The sequence below is a fragment of the Pantoea sp. LMR881 genome, assembly GCF_027157825.1.
In the GTDB taxonomy this organism is placed as follows: Bacteria; Pseudomonadota; Gammaproteobacteria; order Enterobacterales; family Enterobacteriaceae; genus Pantoea; species Pantoea haifensis.
In genome coordinates, this window is the sequence record NZ_JAPVOK010000002.1 from 1,960,304 (window position 1) to 1,978,327 (window position 18,024).

14 protein-coding genes and 2 pseudogenes are annotated in these 18,024 nt (G+C 52.6%); 6 read left to right on the top strand and 10 right to left on the bottom strand.

Annotation, left to right across the window (positions count from 1 at the left end):
* Positions 1 to 2: 2 nt before the first annotated feature.
* Complete coding sequence (locus O3W44_RS11040; protein ID WP_269293106.1) at positions 3 to 737, bottom strand: gluconate 2-dehydrogenase subunit 3 family protein; 735 nt, start codon at positions 735 to 737, stop codon at positions 3 to 5.
* A 274-nt stretch (positions 738 to 1,011) separates the two neighbouring features.
* Here O3W44_RS11040 and sbmA point away from each other — a divergent pair.
* Positions 1,012 to 2,252 (top strand): annotated as a pseudogene (gene sbmA / locus O3W44_RS11045) (peptide antibiotic transporter SbmA).
* Positions 2,253 to 2,321: 69 nt separating this feature from the next.
* On the opposite strand, the gene yncE reads toward sbmA, so the two are convergent.
* The 3 genes from yncE to O3W44_RS11060 form a co-directional block, all read right to left on the bottom strand.
* Complete coding sequence (gene yncE, locus O3W44_RS11050) at positions 2,322 to 3,368, bottom strand: 7-bladed beta-propeller protein YncE (RefSeq protein WP_269293107.1); 1,047 nt, start codon at positions 3,366 to 3,368, stop codon at positions 2,322 to 2,324.
* Between the two features lie 237 nt (positions 3,369 to 3,605).
* On the bottom strand, positions 3,606 to 3,815 hold the full coding sequence (locus O3W44_RS11055; protein ID WP_269293108.1) for a YdgH/BhsA/McbA-like domain containing protein: 210 nt from the start codon (positions 3,813 to 3,815) through the stop codon (positions 3,606 to 3,608).
* Between the two features lie 214 nt (positions 3,816 to 4,029).
* The gene (locus O3W44_RS11060) at positions 4,030 to 5,217 is read right to left on the bottom strand and encodes an MFS transporter (RefSeq protein ID WP_269293109.1); all 1,188 of its coding nucleotides are present in this window, start codon (positions 5,215 to 5,217) and stop codon (positions 4,030 to 4,032) included.
* A 106-nt stretch (positions 5,218 to 5,323) separates the two neighbouring features.
* Here O3W44_RS11060 and O3W44_RS11065 point away from each other — a divergent pair, with 106 nt between their 5' ends.
* Positions 5,324 to 6,289 carry an AraC family transcriptional regulator gene (locus O3W44_RS11065; protein ID WP_269293111.1) on the top strand — a complete coding sequence of 322 codons (966 nt, stop codon included), beginning with the start codon at positions 5,324 to 5,326 and terminating at the stop codon, positions 6,287 to 6,289.
* Here O3W44_RS11065 and O3W44_RS11070 read toward each other — a convergent pair.
* From O3W44_RS11070 to gltP, 3 genes are all read right to left on the bottom strand, one after another.
* Positions 6,286 to 7,830, bottom strand: coding sequence for a methyl-accepting chemotaxis protein (locus O3W44_RS11070; RefSeq protein ID WP_269293112.1), 1,545 nt, complete (start codon positions 7,828 to 7,830; stop codon positions 6,286 to 6,288). The genes O3W44_RS11065 and O3W44_RS11070 overlap by 4 nt on opposite strands.
* A gap of 257 nt (positions 7,831 to 8,087) precedes the next feature.
* Complete coding sequence (murQ, locus tag O3W44_RS11075) at positions 8,088 to 9,002, bottom strand: N-acetylmuramic acid 6-phosphate etherase (protein WP_269293113.1); 915 nt, start codon at positions 9,000 to 9,002, stop codon at positions 8,088 to 8,090.
* Positions 9,003 to 9,186: 184 nt separating this feature from the next.
* Complete coding sequence (gltP, locus tag O3W44_RS11080; protein ID WP_269293114.1) at positions 9,187 to 10,488, bottom strand: glutamate/aspartate:proton symporter GltP; 1,302 nt, start codon at positions 10,486 to 10,488, stop codon at positions 9,187 to 9,189.
* Positions 10,489 to 11,073: 585 nt separating this feature from the next.
* Between gltP and acs the strand changes: the two genes are divergently transcribed.
* The 3 genes from acs to O3W44_RS11095 all read left to right on the top strand — a co-directional run bounded on the left by acs (position 11,074) and on the right by O3W44_RS11095 (position 15,147).
* Positions 11,074 to 13,029 (top strand): acetate--CoA ligase, encoded by a 1,956-nt coding sequence (gene acs / locus O3W44_RS11085; protein WP_269293115.1) that lies wholly within the window; start codon positions 11,074 to 11,076, stop codon positions 13,027 to 13,029.
* Between the two features lie 136 nt (positions 13,030 to 13,165).
* On the top strand, positions 13,166 to 13,495 hold the full coding sequence (locus tag O3W44_RS11090) for a DUF485 domain-containing protein (RefSeq protein ID WP_269293116.1): 330 nt from the start codon (positions 13,166 to 13,168) through the stop codon (positions 13,493 to 13,495).
* On the top strand, positions 13,492 to 15,147 hold the full coding sequence (locus tag O3W44_RS11095) for a cation acetate symporter (protein ID WP_269293117.1): 1,656 nt from the start codon (positions 13,492 to 13,494) through the stop codon (positions 15,145 to 15,147). Before O3W44_RS11090 ends, O3W44_RS11095 begins: the two co-directional genes overlap by 4 nt.
* Before the next feature lie 45 nt (positions 15,148 to 15,192).
* Here the strand turns inward: O3W44_RS11095 and O3W44_RS11100 are convergent, their stop codons facing one another.
* The 3 genes from O3W44_RS11100 to O3W44_RS11110 form a co-directional block, all read right to left on the bottom strand.
* Complete coding sequence (locus tag O3W44_RS11100) at positions 15,193 to 15,738, bottom strand: YfaZ family outer membrane protein (protein ID WP_269293118.1); 546 nt, start codon at positions 15,736 to 15,738, stop codon at positions 15,193 to 15,195.
* A 150-nt stretch (positions 15,739 to 15,888) separates the two neighbouring features.
* Positions 15,889 to 16,584, bottom strand: coding sequence for an LrgB family protein (locus O3W44_RS11105; protein ID WP_269294423.1), 696 nt, complete (start codon positions 16,582 to 16,584; stop codon positions 15,889 to 15,891).
* Entirely contained in the window at positions 16,577 to 17,002 is a 426-nt protein-coding gene (locus tag O3W44_RS11110; RefSeq protein WP_269293119.1) for a CidA/LrgA family protein, read from the bottom strand. The genes O3W44_RS11105 and O3W44_RS11110 overlap by 8 nt, the downstream gene beginning before the upstream one ends.
* A 101-nt stretch (positions 17,003 to 17,103) precedes the next feature.
* Between O3W44_RS11110 and O3W44_RS11115 the strand changes: the two are divergent.
* Positions 17,104 to 18,005: pseudogene (locus O3W44_RS11115) on the top strand (LysR family transcriptional regulator).
* Positions 18,006 to 18,024: the final 19 nt, after the last annotated feature.

Consider the following 18,024-nt stretch of genomic DNA (forward strand, 5'->3'; position numbering starts at 1 on the left):
GCTTATGTTCTCTCCCCGCGAATCGAAACGGACGGGAACGGATAACGTTCGCCGCGCTCTACCCAATCCATAAAATCAGCGCGCACGCCAGGGAAGCCAATGAGCTTCCAGCCCACCATGCCCTGATTGCCGCCGTGGATGGGGTCACTAAAGAAGCCTTCGCGGGTGTTTTGAATCAGAAACGCAAAGAAGGTTTTGCTGGGGAGCTGTTTGAATTCGGCTGTGCCGCTTTCCATCGCCTGTAACAAGCTGTCTTGCTGTTCGTGGCTCAGCTCAGCGAACACTTTACCGTGCTGCTGTTTGCTGTAGTCATCTGCATCCGCCAGGCCTAAACGATAGATTTGCTGCGGCACCAGCGGTAGCTGGTAACCTAACTCTTTAGGCAGATCGGGATTGAAAGGGCCCTGCATATACCAGTTAGCACCGGTAGCGTAAGGCGTATTCATTTGACGATCGATAAACTCTGGCACGCCAGCTTCCAGCGCGCCGGGGCCGCGCTCGTCAGCAGGAATTAAACGTGCCACCGCCGCCTTGATGAACGCGAACTCTTCGGCAGTAAACCAGTCAGGCTGATAGTCGCGCGCCTGCTGCGGCTGATGAGAGGTTTCCGCAGCCTGTGCAGCCAGCGGTGCGCTTAATGCGCCCATTGCCGCACTACCTACCGCCATTGCTGGCGCCAGGGTGATGGTCTTCAGCAAAAAATCTCTGCGTGAATGACCCTGTTTTTGTTCTGACATGACATTGCCTTAGTGCCGCCTGTTGTGCGGCCTGAAAGGAAAAATGAGTGCGTTGTAATGGTTTTTATCTGCGGTTTTAGGGTTACAGCTTTATTGTTACCGGTAACAATGGAAATTATTGTAACACCCTAAAAAAGAAATATTTAGCTGGCAGAAACAAAATCGCACAATTTCATTAACATTTATCACATGCCTGTCATCGCCAGAAACATCACTCAACAGATTGTTATCAGCGAAGAGGCTATAACAGACTACCTACAACAGCGGAGAGCCTATGTTTAAGTCATTTTCCCCCGGCCGGCGCTGTTTTTCAGCACTGCGGCCATTTGGAGTTTGCTGGCGATTTTTGCCTGGTTCGGCTTTGCTGACAGTTTGCCTGGCTTATGGCCAGCTTTTGAGGCTGCCATGAAGCAGCCTTTACCGGCGACAGCAGCACGCTTTATCGCGCCCGGTGAGCTTTGGTTTTACGCTTATTACTGGATTATGGTGGCGATTTTCGCGCTTGCCTGGCGCATTATCGATAATCATCCGTGGCAGCGTTGGTCGGTCTGGGGTTCAGCCTTGATCATTTTTGTCACCTGGTTTGGCGTGCAGGTTGGCGTCGCCATTAATGCCTGGTATGGGCCTTTTTATGATTTGATCCAGAAAGCGTTGACCAAAGCCGGTTCGGTGCAGATCGGTGAATTCTATACGCAGGTTTTTGCCTTTTTAGGCATTGCACTGATCGCCGTGGTGATAGCAGTGATGAACGCCTTTTTCATCAGCCACTGGGTTTTTCGCTGGCGTACCGCAATGAATAACTACTACATGCACAACTGGCAGCGTTTGCGTCATGTTGAAGGGGCCGCGCAGCGTGTGCAGGAAGACACCATGCGCTTCGCCACTACGCTTGAAGACTGGGGCGTGAGTTTTATTCAGGCGATTATGACCCTGGTCGCGTTTCTGCCGGTACTGGTGGCGTTGTCGCGTCACGTTGAAAATATACCGATTCTCGGCAACATTCCTTATGCGCTGGTGATTGCCGCTGTGCTGTGGTCAATCTTTGGTACCGGGCTGCTGGCGCTGGTGGGTATTAAATTACCTGGTCTGGAGTTTCGTAATCAGCGCGTAGAAGCGGCGTACCGTAAAGAGCTGGTATACGGCGAGGATGATGCGTCACGCGCCTCACCACCCACGGTGCAGGCGCTGTTTAGTCGGGTGCGTTTTAACTATTTCCGTCTTTACTTTCACTATTTGTATTTCAACATTACCCGCATACTTTATCTGCAACTCGATAACGTCTTTGGCTTGCTTCTGCTGTTTCCGTCGATTGTGGCAGGCACCATCACGCTGGGTCTGTTGAATCAGATTACCAATGTGTTCGATCAGGTACGCGAGGCATTTCAGTATTTGATTAAGTCGTGGTCAACGTTGATTGAACTGATGTCGATTTATAAACGTTTACGCAGTTTTGAGCAGATTTTGCAGGATATTCCGCACCAGGAGATGATGCGCGAGGCTTCAGAAGAGGTGTAATCAATGGTGCTGACGTTCTCTCTCCCACAGGCGGGAGAGAGAACAGGATGGCTATCGTCGGCTCAGCCCTTACAGCGCAATACGCATGACGCTGTCTGGATTTTTAGGTGGCTCTTTACGCGAACCCGGCTGTTTCACACTGACGAACAGGGCTTTACCATCCGCTGACAGCGCCAGGCTGTTTGGTAAGCCAGGCGTTTTCACTGTGCGCTTCACTTTATAGCTGCTGGCATCAATGATACTGACTTCGCCTGCTTTGCGGTGGGTCACATACAGCTCATCACGGTCGGCATTGAACAGCACCGCCAGTGATTCCGGCACGTCAATTTTATGAATCACTTTTTGATCGCGTAGGTCAACCACCAGTACTTGTGGCTGTTTTGAGTCGCTGAGGAATGCGCGCTGACCTTGGGTATCCAGCGAAATATTCAGGAAGAAATGCGCGTTATCGCCATCGATTTTCTGTTTTTTCTCGACGGCGTTGGTGCGGGAGTTGATTGTCACCAACTCACCCTCGGCGTTTGTCACATAAACTTTTTGCGCATCAGCGTCGACAGCTAAACCGGTTCCCATTTTGCCCGTGTTCGGCACGGTGCTGAGCAGCGTCAGCGTTTTGCCATCAACCACCCATACGACGCTTTCTGGCCCTAAACCGGTGATATAAACGCGATCAGTTTTCACATCCACTGCCACCTGACGCGGCTGCATTGGCCGGACAGTCTCGCTGCGCTTACGACCGTCCAGCACTAAGGTATTCAGCACGTTGCCGCTGCTGGCATCAATGGCGGTCACTGAGCCATTAACGGTGTTGCCAAAATAGAGAATATTGGTTTGCGGATTGATTGCCGCGCCGAAGGTCTTCAGCTCGGTATTGATAGACTGCTTCACCGCCAGGCTCTGAGGATCGAGACGGAAAACAGTACCGCCCTTGCCGTCGCTGCTCTGGGCAGTGGCAAGAAACAGCGCGTTATCTTTCTGGCTTACCGCCAGCTCATAAGCGCCTTTGCTGATCGGTTGATTCAGCTGTTCAGTCTGCGCAGCGACTGCGCCAGAAAACAGGGCTGTTGCCAGCAGCAGCGGACGCAGCGCCCACGGTTTACTCGTTAAAGCTTTCATAACATCTCCAGAGTGAATTCACTGCAAACAGCAGTGAAAAGAAAGCTCACCATTGCAACCAGATAAATAAAGCAAACAGCCTGTTACGGGCCGACGAAGGATTTTTTTTGAGAATAATAATTATTTAGGCGGGAAAGTAACAGAATTATTATTTTTACAACGCCGCCAGGACGCCCAAGAGCGTCCTGTCAGCAACTACTTTAACTATTAAAGTTCGGTAATACCGCGAGGGTAAACTTATTTGGTTAATTCAGCGGTCATATGCACGCCATTGTTAAAATAGGCTTCGGTAACTTTATAGGAAGCACCAGTTTCTTGCGCCTGTGCAGCAATTTTCGCTTCTGCGCCATCAAGCGTGGTGTCTGTTGCGGTGATAGTTTGTGCAAAGCTGGCGAAAGGCAGAACGGTAAGCGCAACTACAGCAGCAAAAGTTTTGATAGATTTCATGGTCAATTCCTCAGTCGATTTTTGATCAGGTAAGGCGCATTGCCTTGTTGAAAGAGATAATAGACCGCATGTTACTCAGTAAAAAGCGGAGAGATTTGGTTAACTCATTCAAAATAACTGATTTAAAAAAGCACATTTCGCACAGTTATCACTCAAAAGGTTAATTATCCATACACCTTAAAAAAGGCAGCATTTATCGCTGCCTTTGTCGTTTTTAACCGTGATGCCTGACACAGCGATAAATGGTTATCGCTGCCATCAGCATCAATACGCCACTGGCAAGAAATACGCCGCCTGCGCCCTGTAAATCGAACACCCATCCGCCTGCCGCCGCGCCGAAGGTAATAGCCAACTGAATAGTTGCTACCAGTAAACCCCCACCCGATTCGGCATCGTCTGGCACTGCACGGGAAATCCAGGTTGACCAGCCAGTCGGCATTGATCCAAATGCCATGCCCCATAGCGCCACGCCTGCGCCGACTATCCAGCTCACATCACCCAACATAACGAGCAGCAGCGCCGTTGCGCTCATCAGCAAAGCCATGCCGCTCAGGGTTAACGACACGCTGCGTGTGACCAGATAGCCAGCCAGTGAGGTGCCAAAAAAGTTAGCAACACCAAATGCCAGCAGCACTAACGACAACTGATTCAGGTTGAGCAACGCCACGCTTTCCAGGAAAGGCCGCAGATAGGTAAAAAAGGCAAAGTGGCCAGTAAACATCATGATCACCGCCAGCATGCCCCAACGCATCACGCCAATGCGCAGCAGATCCAACACGCCGCCGTTACGCGCTTTGTTTTCCGCAGGCATGGCCGGGAGGGTGAAGAACTGCCACAGCAAAGCGGCGCTGCCCAGGCCTGCGGTCAGCAAGAAAATATTACGCCAACCAATTAAGCCACCGAGGTAGCTGCCGAGCGGTGTAGCGATAATGGTAGCCAGCGAGATCCCGCTAAACACAATTGATAAGGCGCGCGGCACCTGATCGCCTGGCACCAGGCGCATAGTAATTGCGGTAGAGAGCGTCCAGAAACCGCCTATCGCCATGCCCAGCAGCACACGCGCCAGCAGGATTACGGTTAAGTTTTCGGCCAGAGCGACCATCAGGGCCGATGCAATCAGCAGCAGCGAAAAGACCAGCATGACTATGCGGCGATCGACTCTTCGCGTCACGCTTCCCGTGAGCAGACTGGTGAACAGTGCCACTAATGCGGTGACCGTTACGGTTTGTCCCGCCTGCCCTTCTGAAACATTCAGACTGGCTGCCATCGGTGTAAGCAAACTAACCGGTAAAAATTCGGCGGTAATCAGGCTAAAAACGCCAAACGCCATCGCAAACACCGCGCCCCATGCAGGACGGGCGGGCGAGGAAACCTCATCAGCCACTTCGGTCGTCAGACTCATGCTGCTTCTCCAGAGAGTAAAAAAAAGTAAGTGTGATCATAGTGGGCAGACAAAAGACGATCTATGATGCTTACACCGCCTTTATTGATTATTCGTCTGGATTAACATGAGCCAATATGAAGATCTGACCAGCGAGCTGCTGATGGGAATGCGCCTGTACGGTGTCAATTACCAACGCATTGACGTCTGTGCACCGTTCGGGTTGCGCTTCGATAACGCGCCGGGCCGCGCGCAGTTTCACTTTGTCGGACGTGGTTCGCTGCTGGTGCGTGGCGCATCCGGTGAGATTTTCTCGCTTAACAGCGGTGATGCGTTACTGGTGCCGCACGGCAAACCGCACAGTTTGATCTCCAGCGAAGATGCAGAGTGCGAGTGCATTAACAAGCTGGAAAGTAAGCCGATTTGTGACAGCGTCTGCGCCATTGCTGCGCCTGCAGATGCCTGTCAGGACGCGCACAGCGTGATTTTATTCAGCGCCTGCATGGCTTTTGAACTGGGCGGCATGCAGCCTCTGATTAACACCATGCCTGACGTGATGCTGGTCAGCACGCTGTTATCGCAGTATCCCGAGATCAGTCCCATTCTTACAGCCATGGAACGAGAGTCGCGTACACGTCAGGCGGGATTTGCAGGGATTTTGTCGCGTCTGGCTGATGTGGTTGCTGCCCTGATCGTGCGCGGCTGGGTAGAGAACGGGTGTGGGCAAAGCAGTGGTCTGGTGCAGGCAATGCGCGACCCGCGCCTGAGCCAGGCCATTGCGGCCATGCATCGGGAGCCGGGGGAAAACTGGACGGTAGAACGTCTGGCGCGCGTGGCGGGCTGTTCGCGATCGGTCTTTGCCGGGCGTTTTCTCAGTGCGACTCAGATGACGCCGCTGCGTTATCTTACCGAATTGCGTATGCGGCTGGCGGTTCAGCGTATCGTTAACAATGGTGAAGCAGTGGAAGCTGTTGCCTGGCAGCTTGGCTACGGCTCGCTGGCGGCGTTCAGCCGCGCTTTTAAGCGCATCGTGGGCCAGTCGCCAGGGGCACTGCGTGCTGGTCGTGTCAGCACGCAGGCAGTGGCGTCTTAGCGAAATACGCTGATCGCTTCCACCAGGCGGTTAGCCTGATGTGTCATGCGGCCAGAGGCTTCCGCGCTTTCCTGTACACGGGCGGCATTTTGATGCGTGATGTCATCCAGATCTTCAACGGCGGTGCTCACTTCGCTCAGCGCGATAGATTGTTCAGCCGTGGCAGCACTGATCTGGGCGATTAACGACGTTACGTTTTGTACCTGAGACACGATATCCTGCATGGTACGGCCCGCAGCATCGGCGTGATCGCTACCCGACTTCACGCGGCTGGCGCTGGTCTCCACCAGCGTTTTGATTTCGCTGGCTGCTTTGGCGCTGCGCTGTGCCAGATTACGCACTTCACCTGCTACCACAGCAAATCCTTTGCCCTGCTCACCGGCTCGCGCGGCTTCTACTGCCGCATTGAGCGCCAGGATATTAGTCTGGAACGCGATACCGTCGATCACGCTGGTGATGTTGGCGATGCGCTTAGAGCTGTCAGCGATCTCACCCATCATCTCCATCATCTCTTTCATCACTTCACCGCCTTTGATGGCTGCGCCGCTGGTATCAGCGGAGAGCGAATTAACCTCACTGGCAGTTTCAGTATTACTTTTTACCGTTGCGGTCATTTCGTTCATGGTCGCGGCAGTTTGCTGCACGTTAGCGGCTGCCTGCTCGGTGCGTCGGCTCAGCTCGTTGTTGCTGCGTGCAATCGCATCGCTGGCGCTCAGGACGTTAATCGCCTGCCCGCTCACATCGTCCACCAGCCAGCGGAACATTAAACCGAGCTGGCCGATAGCGCGCAGCGTCACACCTACTTCATCGACGCGATCCATCTGCTCAACTTTGTGGCTGGCACCGGTTGCCACGCTCAGTGCTTGTTTGCACATGCGTTCGATGGGACGGGAAATTTGCTGCTCCAGCCACAGACTGGCGAGCAGCAGTAAAATTGCCATACCGCCAGCAAAACAGCCAAGCGCCATCGGTGCCATGCCCAGCAGCCAGACGCTGACAACGGAAAGCGGCAGCAGCGTGAGTAACGTAGAGCGAATACGCCAGCGCAGTGGCAGTGTTTTAAAAAGCGACCCCAGCCGACGCCAGCCCGTGCGCACGATCAATCCTTTATGAAAGCGCCGCCCTTTAGCGCGGCCTTCGCGAAAATCACGATATAACGCCTCAGTCTGACGCACCTCTTCCGCATCCGGTTTGGTGCGTACCGACATGTAGCCTTGTACTTTGCCGTTGCGTACCACCGGGATGGCGTTGGCACGTACCCAATAGTGATCGCCATTTTTGCGGCGGTTTTTCACCAGAGCGGTCCAGGGTTCACCCTGCTTCAGCGTCGCCCACATGTCGGCGAAGGCTTCTGGAGGCATATCTGGATGGCGTACCATGTTATGCGGCTGGCCGTTTACTTCTTCCGGCGAGAATCCGCTAGCCTCGATAAACGCATCGTTGGCATAAGTGATGTAGCTATCAAGATCGGTGGTCGACATTAATGTCGCATGATCGTCGAATACATACTCACGCTGAGAAACGGGTTGGTTGTTACGCATGACAAAGGTCCTTGAGGCAAGCCAATGGATTCGGGAAAAATCCATTACGTTTTTTTACCTTTTCGGCATCACAGGACCGACACTTTAATGATCTTGGTTATTTTTCATTAAGAAAAAAGCCGCTTTGTAGCGGCTTTCACATTTTTGTCATCTTTAAAAGGGTTAAGAATATTTTAGGGTAAATAAAATCAATCTTTTGCCGGAAACAGAATTTTTAAGAAAAATGGTTAACTGATGTTGGCTGTCACCATGCGCTTTTATTGCTCTGTTTTTGCATCGTGCAGCGCCAGGCGGATAAAGCCCTGGTGCTTACCGAGTATGGATGCTGCTTCGTCAGCGTTCAGTTCGCCCAACACCATGACGATGGCCGTTTTGCAATGGCCCGAACAGGCTGCCAGAGCGGCGCTGGCCGTCGCCTCATCGCACTCTGTCGCCTGCATGACGATATTTACCTGGCGCTGCACCAGCTTTTGGTTAGTGGCTTCCACATCAACCATTAAATTGCCATACACCTTGCCACTGCGGATCATTGCGCCTGTCGTCAGCATATTCAGCACCAGCTTTTGCGCCGTGCCCGCTTTCATGCGCGACGAACCCGTAACCACTTCCGGGCCAACAACCGGTGTCAACGCCATCGTCGCGATGTGCGCCATGGCGCTGTCAGGATTGCAGGTGAGCGCAGCGGTTGTGGCACCCAAACCGTTAGCATATTCCAGCGCCCCCAGCACATAAGGTGTGCGTCCGCTGGCTGCAATGCCAACCAGCACATCATTCTGGCTGAAGTGAATATCTTTCAGATCCTGCGCGCCCTGCTCGCGGTTGTCCTCGGCGTTTTCAACCGCCTGTAAAATAGCGCGATGCCCGCCCGCAATCAGGCCAATAACCTGACTGTGCGGTGTGCCAAAGGTAGGTGGGCATTCACTGGCATCAAGAATACCCAGACGCCCGGATGTTCCTGCACCGCAATAAATAAGCCGGCCACCCGCCTGGAATGCCGCGCATATGGCATCTACAACTTTAGCGATCTGCGGCACAATCGCTTCAACCGCCAGGGCCACTTTTTTGTCTTCATTATTAATGACGCGCAGCATTGCTTCGGTCGGTAACTCATCAATATGCTGGCTGGCTGGATTACGACCTTCGGTAATCATCTGGCTAAGATCGATTTTCATCGCACGCTCCGTATAAGAATAAAATATTCGATTTGTTCATTATCATAGCGAATGATTAATTCCATGCGTGATAATTTTTTCCGCATGCGTATACCGATATGAAACGCAGGCGATTTACCCGGAATAAAGGATATAAAAAAGGCCCAACATCTGTTGAGCCTTTTTGTAAACCTGCACGCGAATATTAATTCGCTGTCTGCATCTGCAGTTTCAGCTCATATTCAGCCGCCTGTTTTGCGTCGAACTGGTTTTCCCAGCGAGCAATAACCAGCACCGCCAGTGCGTTACCAATGACATTCAGGGCGGTGCGCGCCATGTCCATGATGCGATCCACACCGGCGATAAAGGCCAGGCCTTCCAGTGGAATGCCCACGCTGCCCAGCGTTGCCAGCAGCACCACGAAAGATACGCCCGGAACGCCCGCAATACCTTTTGAGGTCACCATCAGCGTCAGCACCAAAATGATCTCGTCGGTCAGCGACAGATCAATACCATAGAGCTGAGCAATAAAGATGGCGGCAATGCTCTGATAAAGGGTCGAACCATCGAGATTGAACGAATAGCCGGTCGGCACAACAAAGCTGGTAATGGATTTCGGTGCGCCATAGGCTTCCATCTTCTGCATGATACGCGGCAGAACGGTTTCTGAACTGGATGTCGAATACGCCAGAATCAGCTCATCTTTCAGAATGCGAATCAGGGTGGTAATGCGCAGCTTGCACAAACGCGCCACCGCACCCAGCACCACGAAAGCAAAGAACAGAATGGCTGCGTATACCAGCAGCACCAGCTTCGCCAGCGGCCAAAGTGACGCGAAGCCAAAGTTAGCGATAGTCACAGCAATCAGGGCAAACACACCAATCGGCGCATAGCGCATGATCATGTGCGTCACTTTGAACATGGTTTCTGAAATGCCACGGAATACGTTGACCAGCGGATCGCGTTGTTCTGACGGAAGTGCCGACAGTCCCATACCAAACAGCACCGAGAAGAAGATGATGGGCAGCATGTCACCCTTCACCAGCGAGGCGAAGATATTTTGTGGGATCAGTGACAGGATGGTGGTCACTAAGCTGTGCGGGCCGTTCTGTACCGCTTCGGTGGTGGCTTCATATTTTGAGATGTCGACGGAAACCAGCGTAGACATATCAATGCCACTGCCTGGCTGGAAGACGTTAGCTAAGGTGATCCCTACCACAATGGCGAGGGTGGTGATCACTTCAAAATAGACAATGGTTTTCACACCAATGCGTCCCAGTTTTTTTGCATCACCGACGCCAGCGATGCCGACAACCAGAGATGAAATCACAATGGGCACAACAATCATCTTAATAAGATGAATAAAGATATCGCCAGCCGGGCTGAGAATATTGGTGATTAACCATTCACGATCGTCTGGCTGATTATGCAACACAGTGCCAACCACGATGCCCAGCACCAGTGCAATCAGAATCTGCCAGGCAAGGCTGATTTTAAAACCTTTCATAACGCGTTATTTCCTCAGTCAAAACCCTTTTCTCTCTACTGCGAAGGTGCAGAAGACAATACACACAGGGAAGTGAGCAAAAAGCCCGGTAAATTAGAGGGTGTTTGTAGACAGCGCCTCGCACGAGAATGCGACGATTCCCATACCCATTTTCAGACGCGGTCTGAGTTGATACCTGTAGAACAGGGGCGAGATAAGTACCATTTTCACTAAGGTAAATGCAACCCTTGGCGTCTTCGTTTAAAACTTCACCACCTTGCCAGCATAAAATGCTGATTCTTCGCTAAAACCCTAACCTGCTGTTATGAAAAGTATTACTTCGATGAAATTACGCATAGCTATGCATGAATGGCTAAAAATACGCCGGGTTCGTTTGCTGCTATTTTAAACAATATTTATCAGCTGTTTTCCCTTAATAAATCCTTAACCGAAGCAGGGACTTACTGTTTTTTCGCGTTTCGAATGACAGATTTGTGTCCCGATAATCAGCGCGTGATCTATGGCGCAAAAAAGAAACAAAGCTTCCGGCTGGGGTTCACTTAACCTTTGATTGACATATCATTAACAACTTCAAGGAGATCCGCCATGAGCCAAATACACAAACATCCCGTTCCAGACAATATTGCAGCAAACGCGCTGATTACTGCTGAGCAGTATCAGGCGATGTATCAGCAATCCGTTGACGACCCGGACGCCTTTTGGGGCGAGCAAGGCAAAATCCTCGACTGGATGAAACCCTACAGCAAGGTGAAAAACAGCTCTTTTGCACCAGGCAATGTTTCTATCCGTTGGTACGAAGATGGCACGCTTAATCTGGCGGCAAACTGCCTTGACCGACACCTGCCGACCCGTGGCGATCATCCAGCCATTATCTGGGAAGGTGACGACGCCAGCGAAAGTAAAACCCTTACCTTCCGCCAGCTGCATGCTGATGTGTGCCGTTTTGCTAATGTGCTTCAGCTGCTCGGTGTGCAGAAAGGCGATGTGGTCGCCGTTTACATGCCGATGGTGCCTGAAGCGGCTGTCGCCATGCTGGCTTGCGCACGTATCGGCGCTGTGCATTCGGTTATTTTTGGTGGATTTTCTCCTGAAGCAGTGGCGGGCCGCATTGTCGACTCCAGCGCCAAACTGGTGATTACCGCTGATGAAGGCATTCGCGCCGGACGCAGTATTCCGCTGAAGAAGAATGTTGATGATGCGTTGAAAAACCCGAAAGTGACCAGCGTGACGAATGTAGTGGTCTTTCAGCGCACCGGTAAAGTGACTGGCTGGGAAGAGGGCCGCGATGTGTGGTGGCACGATCTGATGAAAGATGCCAGCCACAATCATTCACCTGTGGAAATGCAGGCAGAAGATCCCTTATTTATTCTTTATACCTCCGGTTCTACCGGCAAGCCGAAAGGTGTGTTGCATACCACTGGCGGTTATCTGGTTTATGCCGCGACAACGTTTAAATTTGTCTTCGATTATCACCAGGATGATGTCTACTGGTGTACTGCTGATGTCGGCTGGATCACCGGGCACAGCTATCTGCTGTACGGGCCGCTCGCCTGTGGTGCCACCACGCTGATGTTTGAAGGGGTACCAAACTGGCCGACCCCAAGCCGTATGGCAGAAGTGGTGGATAAGCATAAGGTGACGCTGCTCTATACTGCGCCAACCGCGATTCGGGCATTGATGGCGGAAGGTGATAAAGCCATTGAAGGCACCGATCGCAGCACGCTGCGCATCATGGGTTCCGTCGGTGAGCCGATTAACCCCGAAGCCTGGGAATGGTATTACAAAAAGATTGGTGACAGTCGCTGCCCAATCGTCGATACCTGGTGGCAAACAGAGACTGGCGGTTTCATGATCACGCCTTTACCGGGTGCAACCGAACTGAAAGCCGGTTCGGCCACCAAACCGTTTTTTGGCGTACAGCCCGCTCTGGTGGATAACGAAGGAAATCCACAACAGGGTGCCTGCGAAGGCAATCTGGTGATCACCGACTCCTGGCCAGGCCAGGCACGAACGCTTTTTGGCGATCACGATCGCTTTGAGCAGACCTACTTCTCTACCTTCAAAAATATGTATTTTAGTGGCGATGGCGCCCGACGTGATGAAGATGGCTATTACTGGATCACGGGGCGCGTGGATGATGTTCTCAACGTTTCCGGTCACCGCCTCGGCACAGCAGAGATTGAATCGGCGCTGGTTTCCCATCCCAAAATTGCCGAAGCGGCAGTGGTTGGCATTCCGCACAGCATTAAAGGCCAGGCGATTTATGCTTACATTACGTTGAACCACGGTGAAGAACCGTCGCCGGAACTCTATACCGAGGTGCGCAATTGGGTGCGTAAAGAGATTGGCCCAATCGCCACGCCAGATGTTTTGCACTGGACTGATTCACTGCCGAAAACCCGCTCCGGCAAAATCATGCGGCGCATTCTGCGCAAAATTGCGACAGGTGATACCAGCAATTTAGGTGATACTTCAACCCTCGCCGATCCGGGCGTGGTTGATAAACTGCTTGAGGAAAAGCAGTCGATCAAAATGCCTTAACACGGTTGTTAGCCGGCGGGAGGGTTCACGTCTCCCGCCATCCATCCCTACGTAGTCTGTTTCTGTAGTCACAAAACAAAATAAATCCGCGCGCCTGCGTGAGGTTCACGCCTGCAAGCCCTCTGGAGAAAATGTGATGAATGACGCCCTTTCTAATCAGGATGCAATTTACCAACAGATGGAACGCAACCCTCGTTTTCAGGAGTTGGTCCACAAACGCCAGGCTTTCGCGATGCTGCTGTCGCTGATCATGCTGGTGTTGTATGTCGGCTTTATTTTGCTGATTGCTTTTGCCCCCGCCTGGCTTGGCACCCCACTGCATGCCGGCACCAACGTGACGCGCGGGATCCCCATTGGTGTCGGTTTGATTGTCATCTCGTTTGTGCTGACCGGTGTGTATGTCTGGCGCGCCAACGGCGAGTTTGATCGTCTGACCCGACAGATCCTCAGCGAGGTGAAATCATGATGCGTTACGCTTTTTGGCTGCTGACCGCGCTGCTGCCTTCATCGGTACTGGCTGCTGATGCGATCACCGGCGCGGTACAAAAACAGTCCACCAACTATCAGGCAATCATCATGTTTGTGGTGTTTGTGGCGGCAACGCTGGGGATCACCTACTGGGCGTCGAAACGTACCCGCTCGCGCAGTGATTACTACACCGCAGGCGGCAATATCACCGGTTTCCAGAATGGTCTGGCGATGGCGGGTGATTTTATGTCAGCGGCCTCCTTTCTCGGTATTTCGGCGCTGGTTTACACCTCGGGTTATGACGGGCTGATCTATTCGCTCGGCTTCCTTGTCGGCTGGCCGATGATCCTGTTTTTGATTGCTGAACGCTTGCGTAATCTGGGCCGCTACACCTTCGCTGATGTTGCGTCGTATCGCCTGAAACAGAAACCGATTCGCACGCTTTCAGCCTGCGGCTCGCTGGTGGTTGTGGCGCTCTATCTGATTGCGCAAATGGTCGGTGCCGGTAAGCTGATTCAACTGCTGTTTGGCCTCGATTATCACGTGGCAGTGGTGCTGGTCGGTATTTTGATGGTGATGTACGTGCTGTTTGGCGGCATGCTTGCCACAACCTGGGTGCAGATCATCAAAGCGGTGCTGTTGCTGTTTGGTGCCACTTTTATGGCGGTTATGGTGATGAAGGCGACGGGCTTTAGCTTCAACACGCTGTTTACTGAGGCGATGGCGGTGCATCCGAAAGGCGTTGCGATTATGCAACCCGGCGGGCTGGTCAAAGATCCCATCTCTGCGCTGTCACTCGGCCTTGGCTTGATGTTCGGCACTGCCGGGTTGCCGCATATTCTGATGCGTTTCTTTACCGTCGCAGATGCCAAAGAAGCGCGTAAAAGTGTGTTCTGGGCCACCGGCTTTATGGGCTACTTCTACTTCCTGACCTTTATTATCGGCTTTGGTGCGATTCTGCTGGTTGGCGCTAATCCCGCATTCAAAGACGCTACGGGCGCTTTGATTGGCGGCACCAATATGGCGGCAGTGCATCTGGCTAATGCAGTTGGTGGCAGCACTTTCCTTGGCTTCATTTCTGCAGTTGCCTTCGCCACTATTCTGGCTGTTGTCGCGGGTCTGACGCTGGCGGGCGCATCAGCAGTCTCACACGATCTCTATGCCAGCGTTTACCGTAAAGGCCAGGCGAATGAACGTGATGAACTGCGCGTGTCGAAAATCACCGTGCTGGTATTAGGCGTAGTGGCTATCGCGTTGGGTATTTTGTTTGAAAAACAGAATATTGCATTTATGGTTGGCCTGGCGTTCTCCATTGCAGCAAGCTGTAACTTCCCGATTATTCTGCTGTCAATGTACTGGTCAAAACTGACCACGCGCGGAGCAATGGTGGGTGGCTGGTCAGGATTGATTACCGCAGTGGTATTAATGATTCTCGGTCCAACAGTTTGGGTGCAGGTATTAGGACATGCTACGCCAGTTTATCCGTATGAGTATCCGGCGCTGTTCTCAATGCTGATCGCGTTTGCGGGCACCTGGTTTTTCTCTCTTACTGATAATTCAGCACAGGGTACAGAAGAACGGGGTCGCTTCCAGGCACAGTTTGTTCGTTCACAGACGGGTGTCGGTGTTCAGCAAGGCAAAGCGCACTAAAAAGGCGGCTCACCTGATGGTGAGCCGCCTTTTTCTTAAACGCCGTTAGAAACGCAGTGACGCGCCGACATAAGGGCCATCGACCAGTACGTTATCTTTACGGTTACCTTTGTTGTTCAGCTCAATGTACTGATAACCCACACGCAGATTCAGCATTGAAATCGGTGTGAAGCTCAGGCCACCCGCCGCTTCCTGATAGCTGTCGAGATGATCGGTAAAGCCCTCTGGCGCATAGTAATACTCGCCGTACAGGCCCCACATGGTGTTGAAGTTATAGGCGGCACCTGCACCGACCGCCAGCGCAAAACCATCTTTTCCATCTTCAGGATGGGTGAAGATTGCTTTTGCGGTCGGCGCCAGACGCAGCGGACCGATATCCAGGTTATAACCCAGACCTGCACCGTAAGTGCTGCCATCATGATCGCTACGCAGCCAGTTACCTTTGAGAAACAAGCCCGGCGACGCAGTGCCAAGACCAAGGTTCAGGTTAGTGTTGTGCTCACCCACATCCACACTGCCTTCGATTGCCTGTGCTGCACCGCTCAATAAAACCAGCCCCAGTGCGCTTCCAGTAACAAGTTGCTTTAACATGATTCCACTCCGTGAAGGACAATTAATTCGGCGGAAAGGGTAACAGCCTGAAACAGAGAGACAACTTATTTTGACAAGCTTTACGTAAACGGACATGTCTCAGAGAGGAGACAACAGCCAGAAAGTGGCTGTTGCCTTAGCGGAAGAAGGTTAAAGCGCCCACATCAAATGACCAATAAGCGGTGCCAGAAGCACGGTGACGACGCCCGACAGCATCATCACCAGGCTGGAAACCACGCCTTCCTGCTGACCAAGTTGATAGGCACGCGCCGTTCCGGCACCGTGTGACGCCGCGCCCAGACCCGCACCTTTTGCGACGCCCTGTTTGATCGCAATGCGCAGGAACAGCACATCGCCCACCGCCATGCCAAACACGCCGGTAATCACCACAAACAATGCCACCAAATCGGGCTGTCCGCCGATCGGCTTAGCCGCGGCCAGCGCGAAAGGTGTTGTAATAGATCGTACCGCCAAACTGCGCTGAATGGACTCTGGCAGCATTAACAGCCGTGCCAGCCAGACTGAACTACACACGGCGACAACGGTTGCGGTTAACACGCCCGCACTTAACGAAAGCCAGTGACGTTTGATGATCGCCATGTTTTCATACACCGGCACAGCAAAAGCCAACGTAGCCGGTCCCAGCAGCCACAGCAGCCAGTGGCTTTCGGCAATATAATCCTGCCAGCTAATGTGCGTGACCAGAAGCAACGCCACCAGCAGCAGCGGTGTCATCACCAGCGGCATCAATATCAGCGTACGCCAGCGGCGATAGAGCCGTTTGTTGAGATAGTAGATCAGTAATGTCACCGCGACACACAGCAGGCTCATTATCAAATCACGCATCATTGCCCTGCTTACGCGCCGCACGCGCCACTTCATAGCGATAGATGCGATCAACCACCCATGCTGTTGAGGCCAGCACCAACAGCGTACTGATAGCGATTACCACACAGATGCGCCAGCCTTCTACCCGCAGCAGATCGCCATAATTAACCACCGCCACCACGGCAGGAATAAAGAACAGCAACATTTCAGCCAGAAGCCAGTTTGAACCCGCCTTTACCCAGCTCAGCGGCACGATGCGCGTCACAATCAGTACCAGCATCAGCAGCATGCCCACGATATTGGCCGGTAGCGGCAACTGCAGCCAGCTCACCAGATGATCGCAGGCGATAAAGACGCCGATATACAAGGCTAACTGTAGCGGCAGGCTAAATCGTTGCAGCTTGTCCGTTCTGCGCGGACTCAAGGCTAACGCCATTTTTTCTCCCCGTTAAATTTAACCAGCCCAGTATAAATCGCAGACAGAAGGTGAAAAAAATGAATTAATATTATTCAAATCATGCCAAACAGGAATAGTTTATGGATGTCCGCGCCCTGCGCTACTTCACTGAAGTGGTACGCCAGCAAAGTTTTACCCGCGCCGCGCAAAAGCTGTTTGTTACTCAGCCGACCATCAGCAAAATGTTGCGTCAGTTAGAAGAGGAGTTAGGCTGCACCTTGATCCTGCGTGATGGTCGTCGACTGCACCTCACCGACAGTGGCCAGGCGGTGTATCAGCGCGGACTGGCAATTTTGCAGGAGTTTCACCAGCTAGAAGCTGAAATTGGCGACATTAATCAGCTTAAAACCGGAGAGCTACGGCTGGGCATTCCCCCATGGTCGGCATGCAAATTGCCGGTTCGATCTCAGCATTTCGCCGTCGCTATCCTGGCGTTGAGTTAAAAATTTCTGAGTTTGGCGGTTTAACCGTGCAGCAGGCGGTTCTGGCAGGCAGCCTGGATATTGCGCTTACTGCGTTGCCAGTCGATGCTGAATTACCTTTGAATACCCTGCCACTGATGCACCATCCGCTCTGTGTGCTTTTACCCCGTCGTGCCGAATGGCTGAACCGTACTCACCTTGCCTTGCCTGAACTGGCCGAACATCCGCTACTGATTTTCAACGAAGAGTTTTCACTTAACCGGCAGCTTATGAAGGCGTTTCAGCGCCTCGGCGTTACCCCAAATATTGCCGTGCGCAGCGGTCAGTGGGATTTTCTGGCGGCAATGGTACAGGCAGAGATGGGGCTGGCGATCCTGCCGGAGCCTATCTGCCAGCGGCTGGACAAGCAATCGCTGCTTTGGCTGCCGCTGGAGTCAGAACTGAAGTGGAGTCTGGGGCTGATTTGGCGCGAAGGCAGTTATTTGTCGCGCAGCGCACAGGCGTGGATTGCCTGCTGTCGGGAGTACTGGCCGGATAATGCACCGCGCCTTTCTGTCTGAATCTCCAGGCTGTAAACAG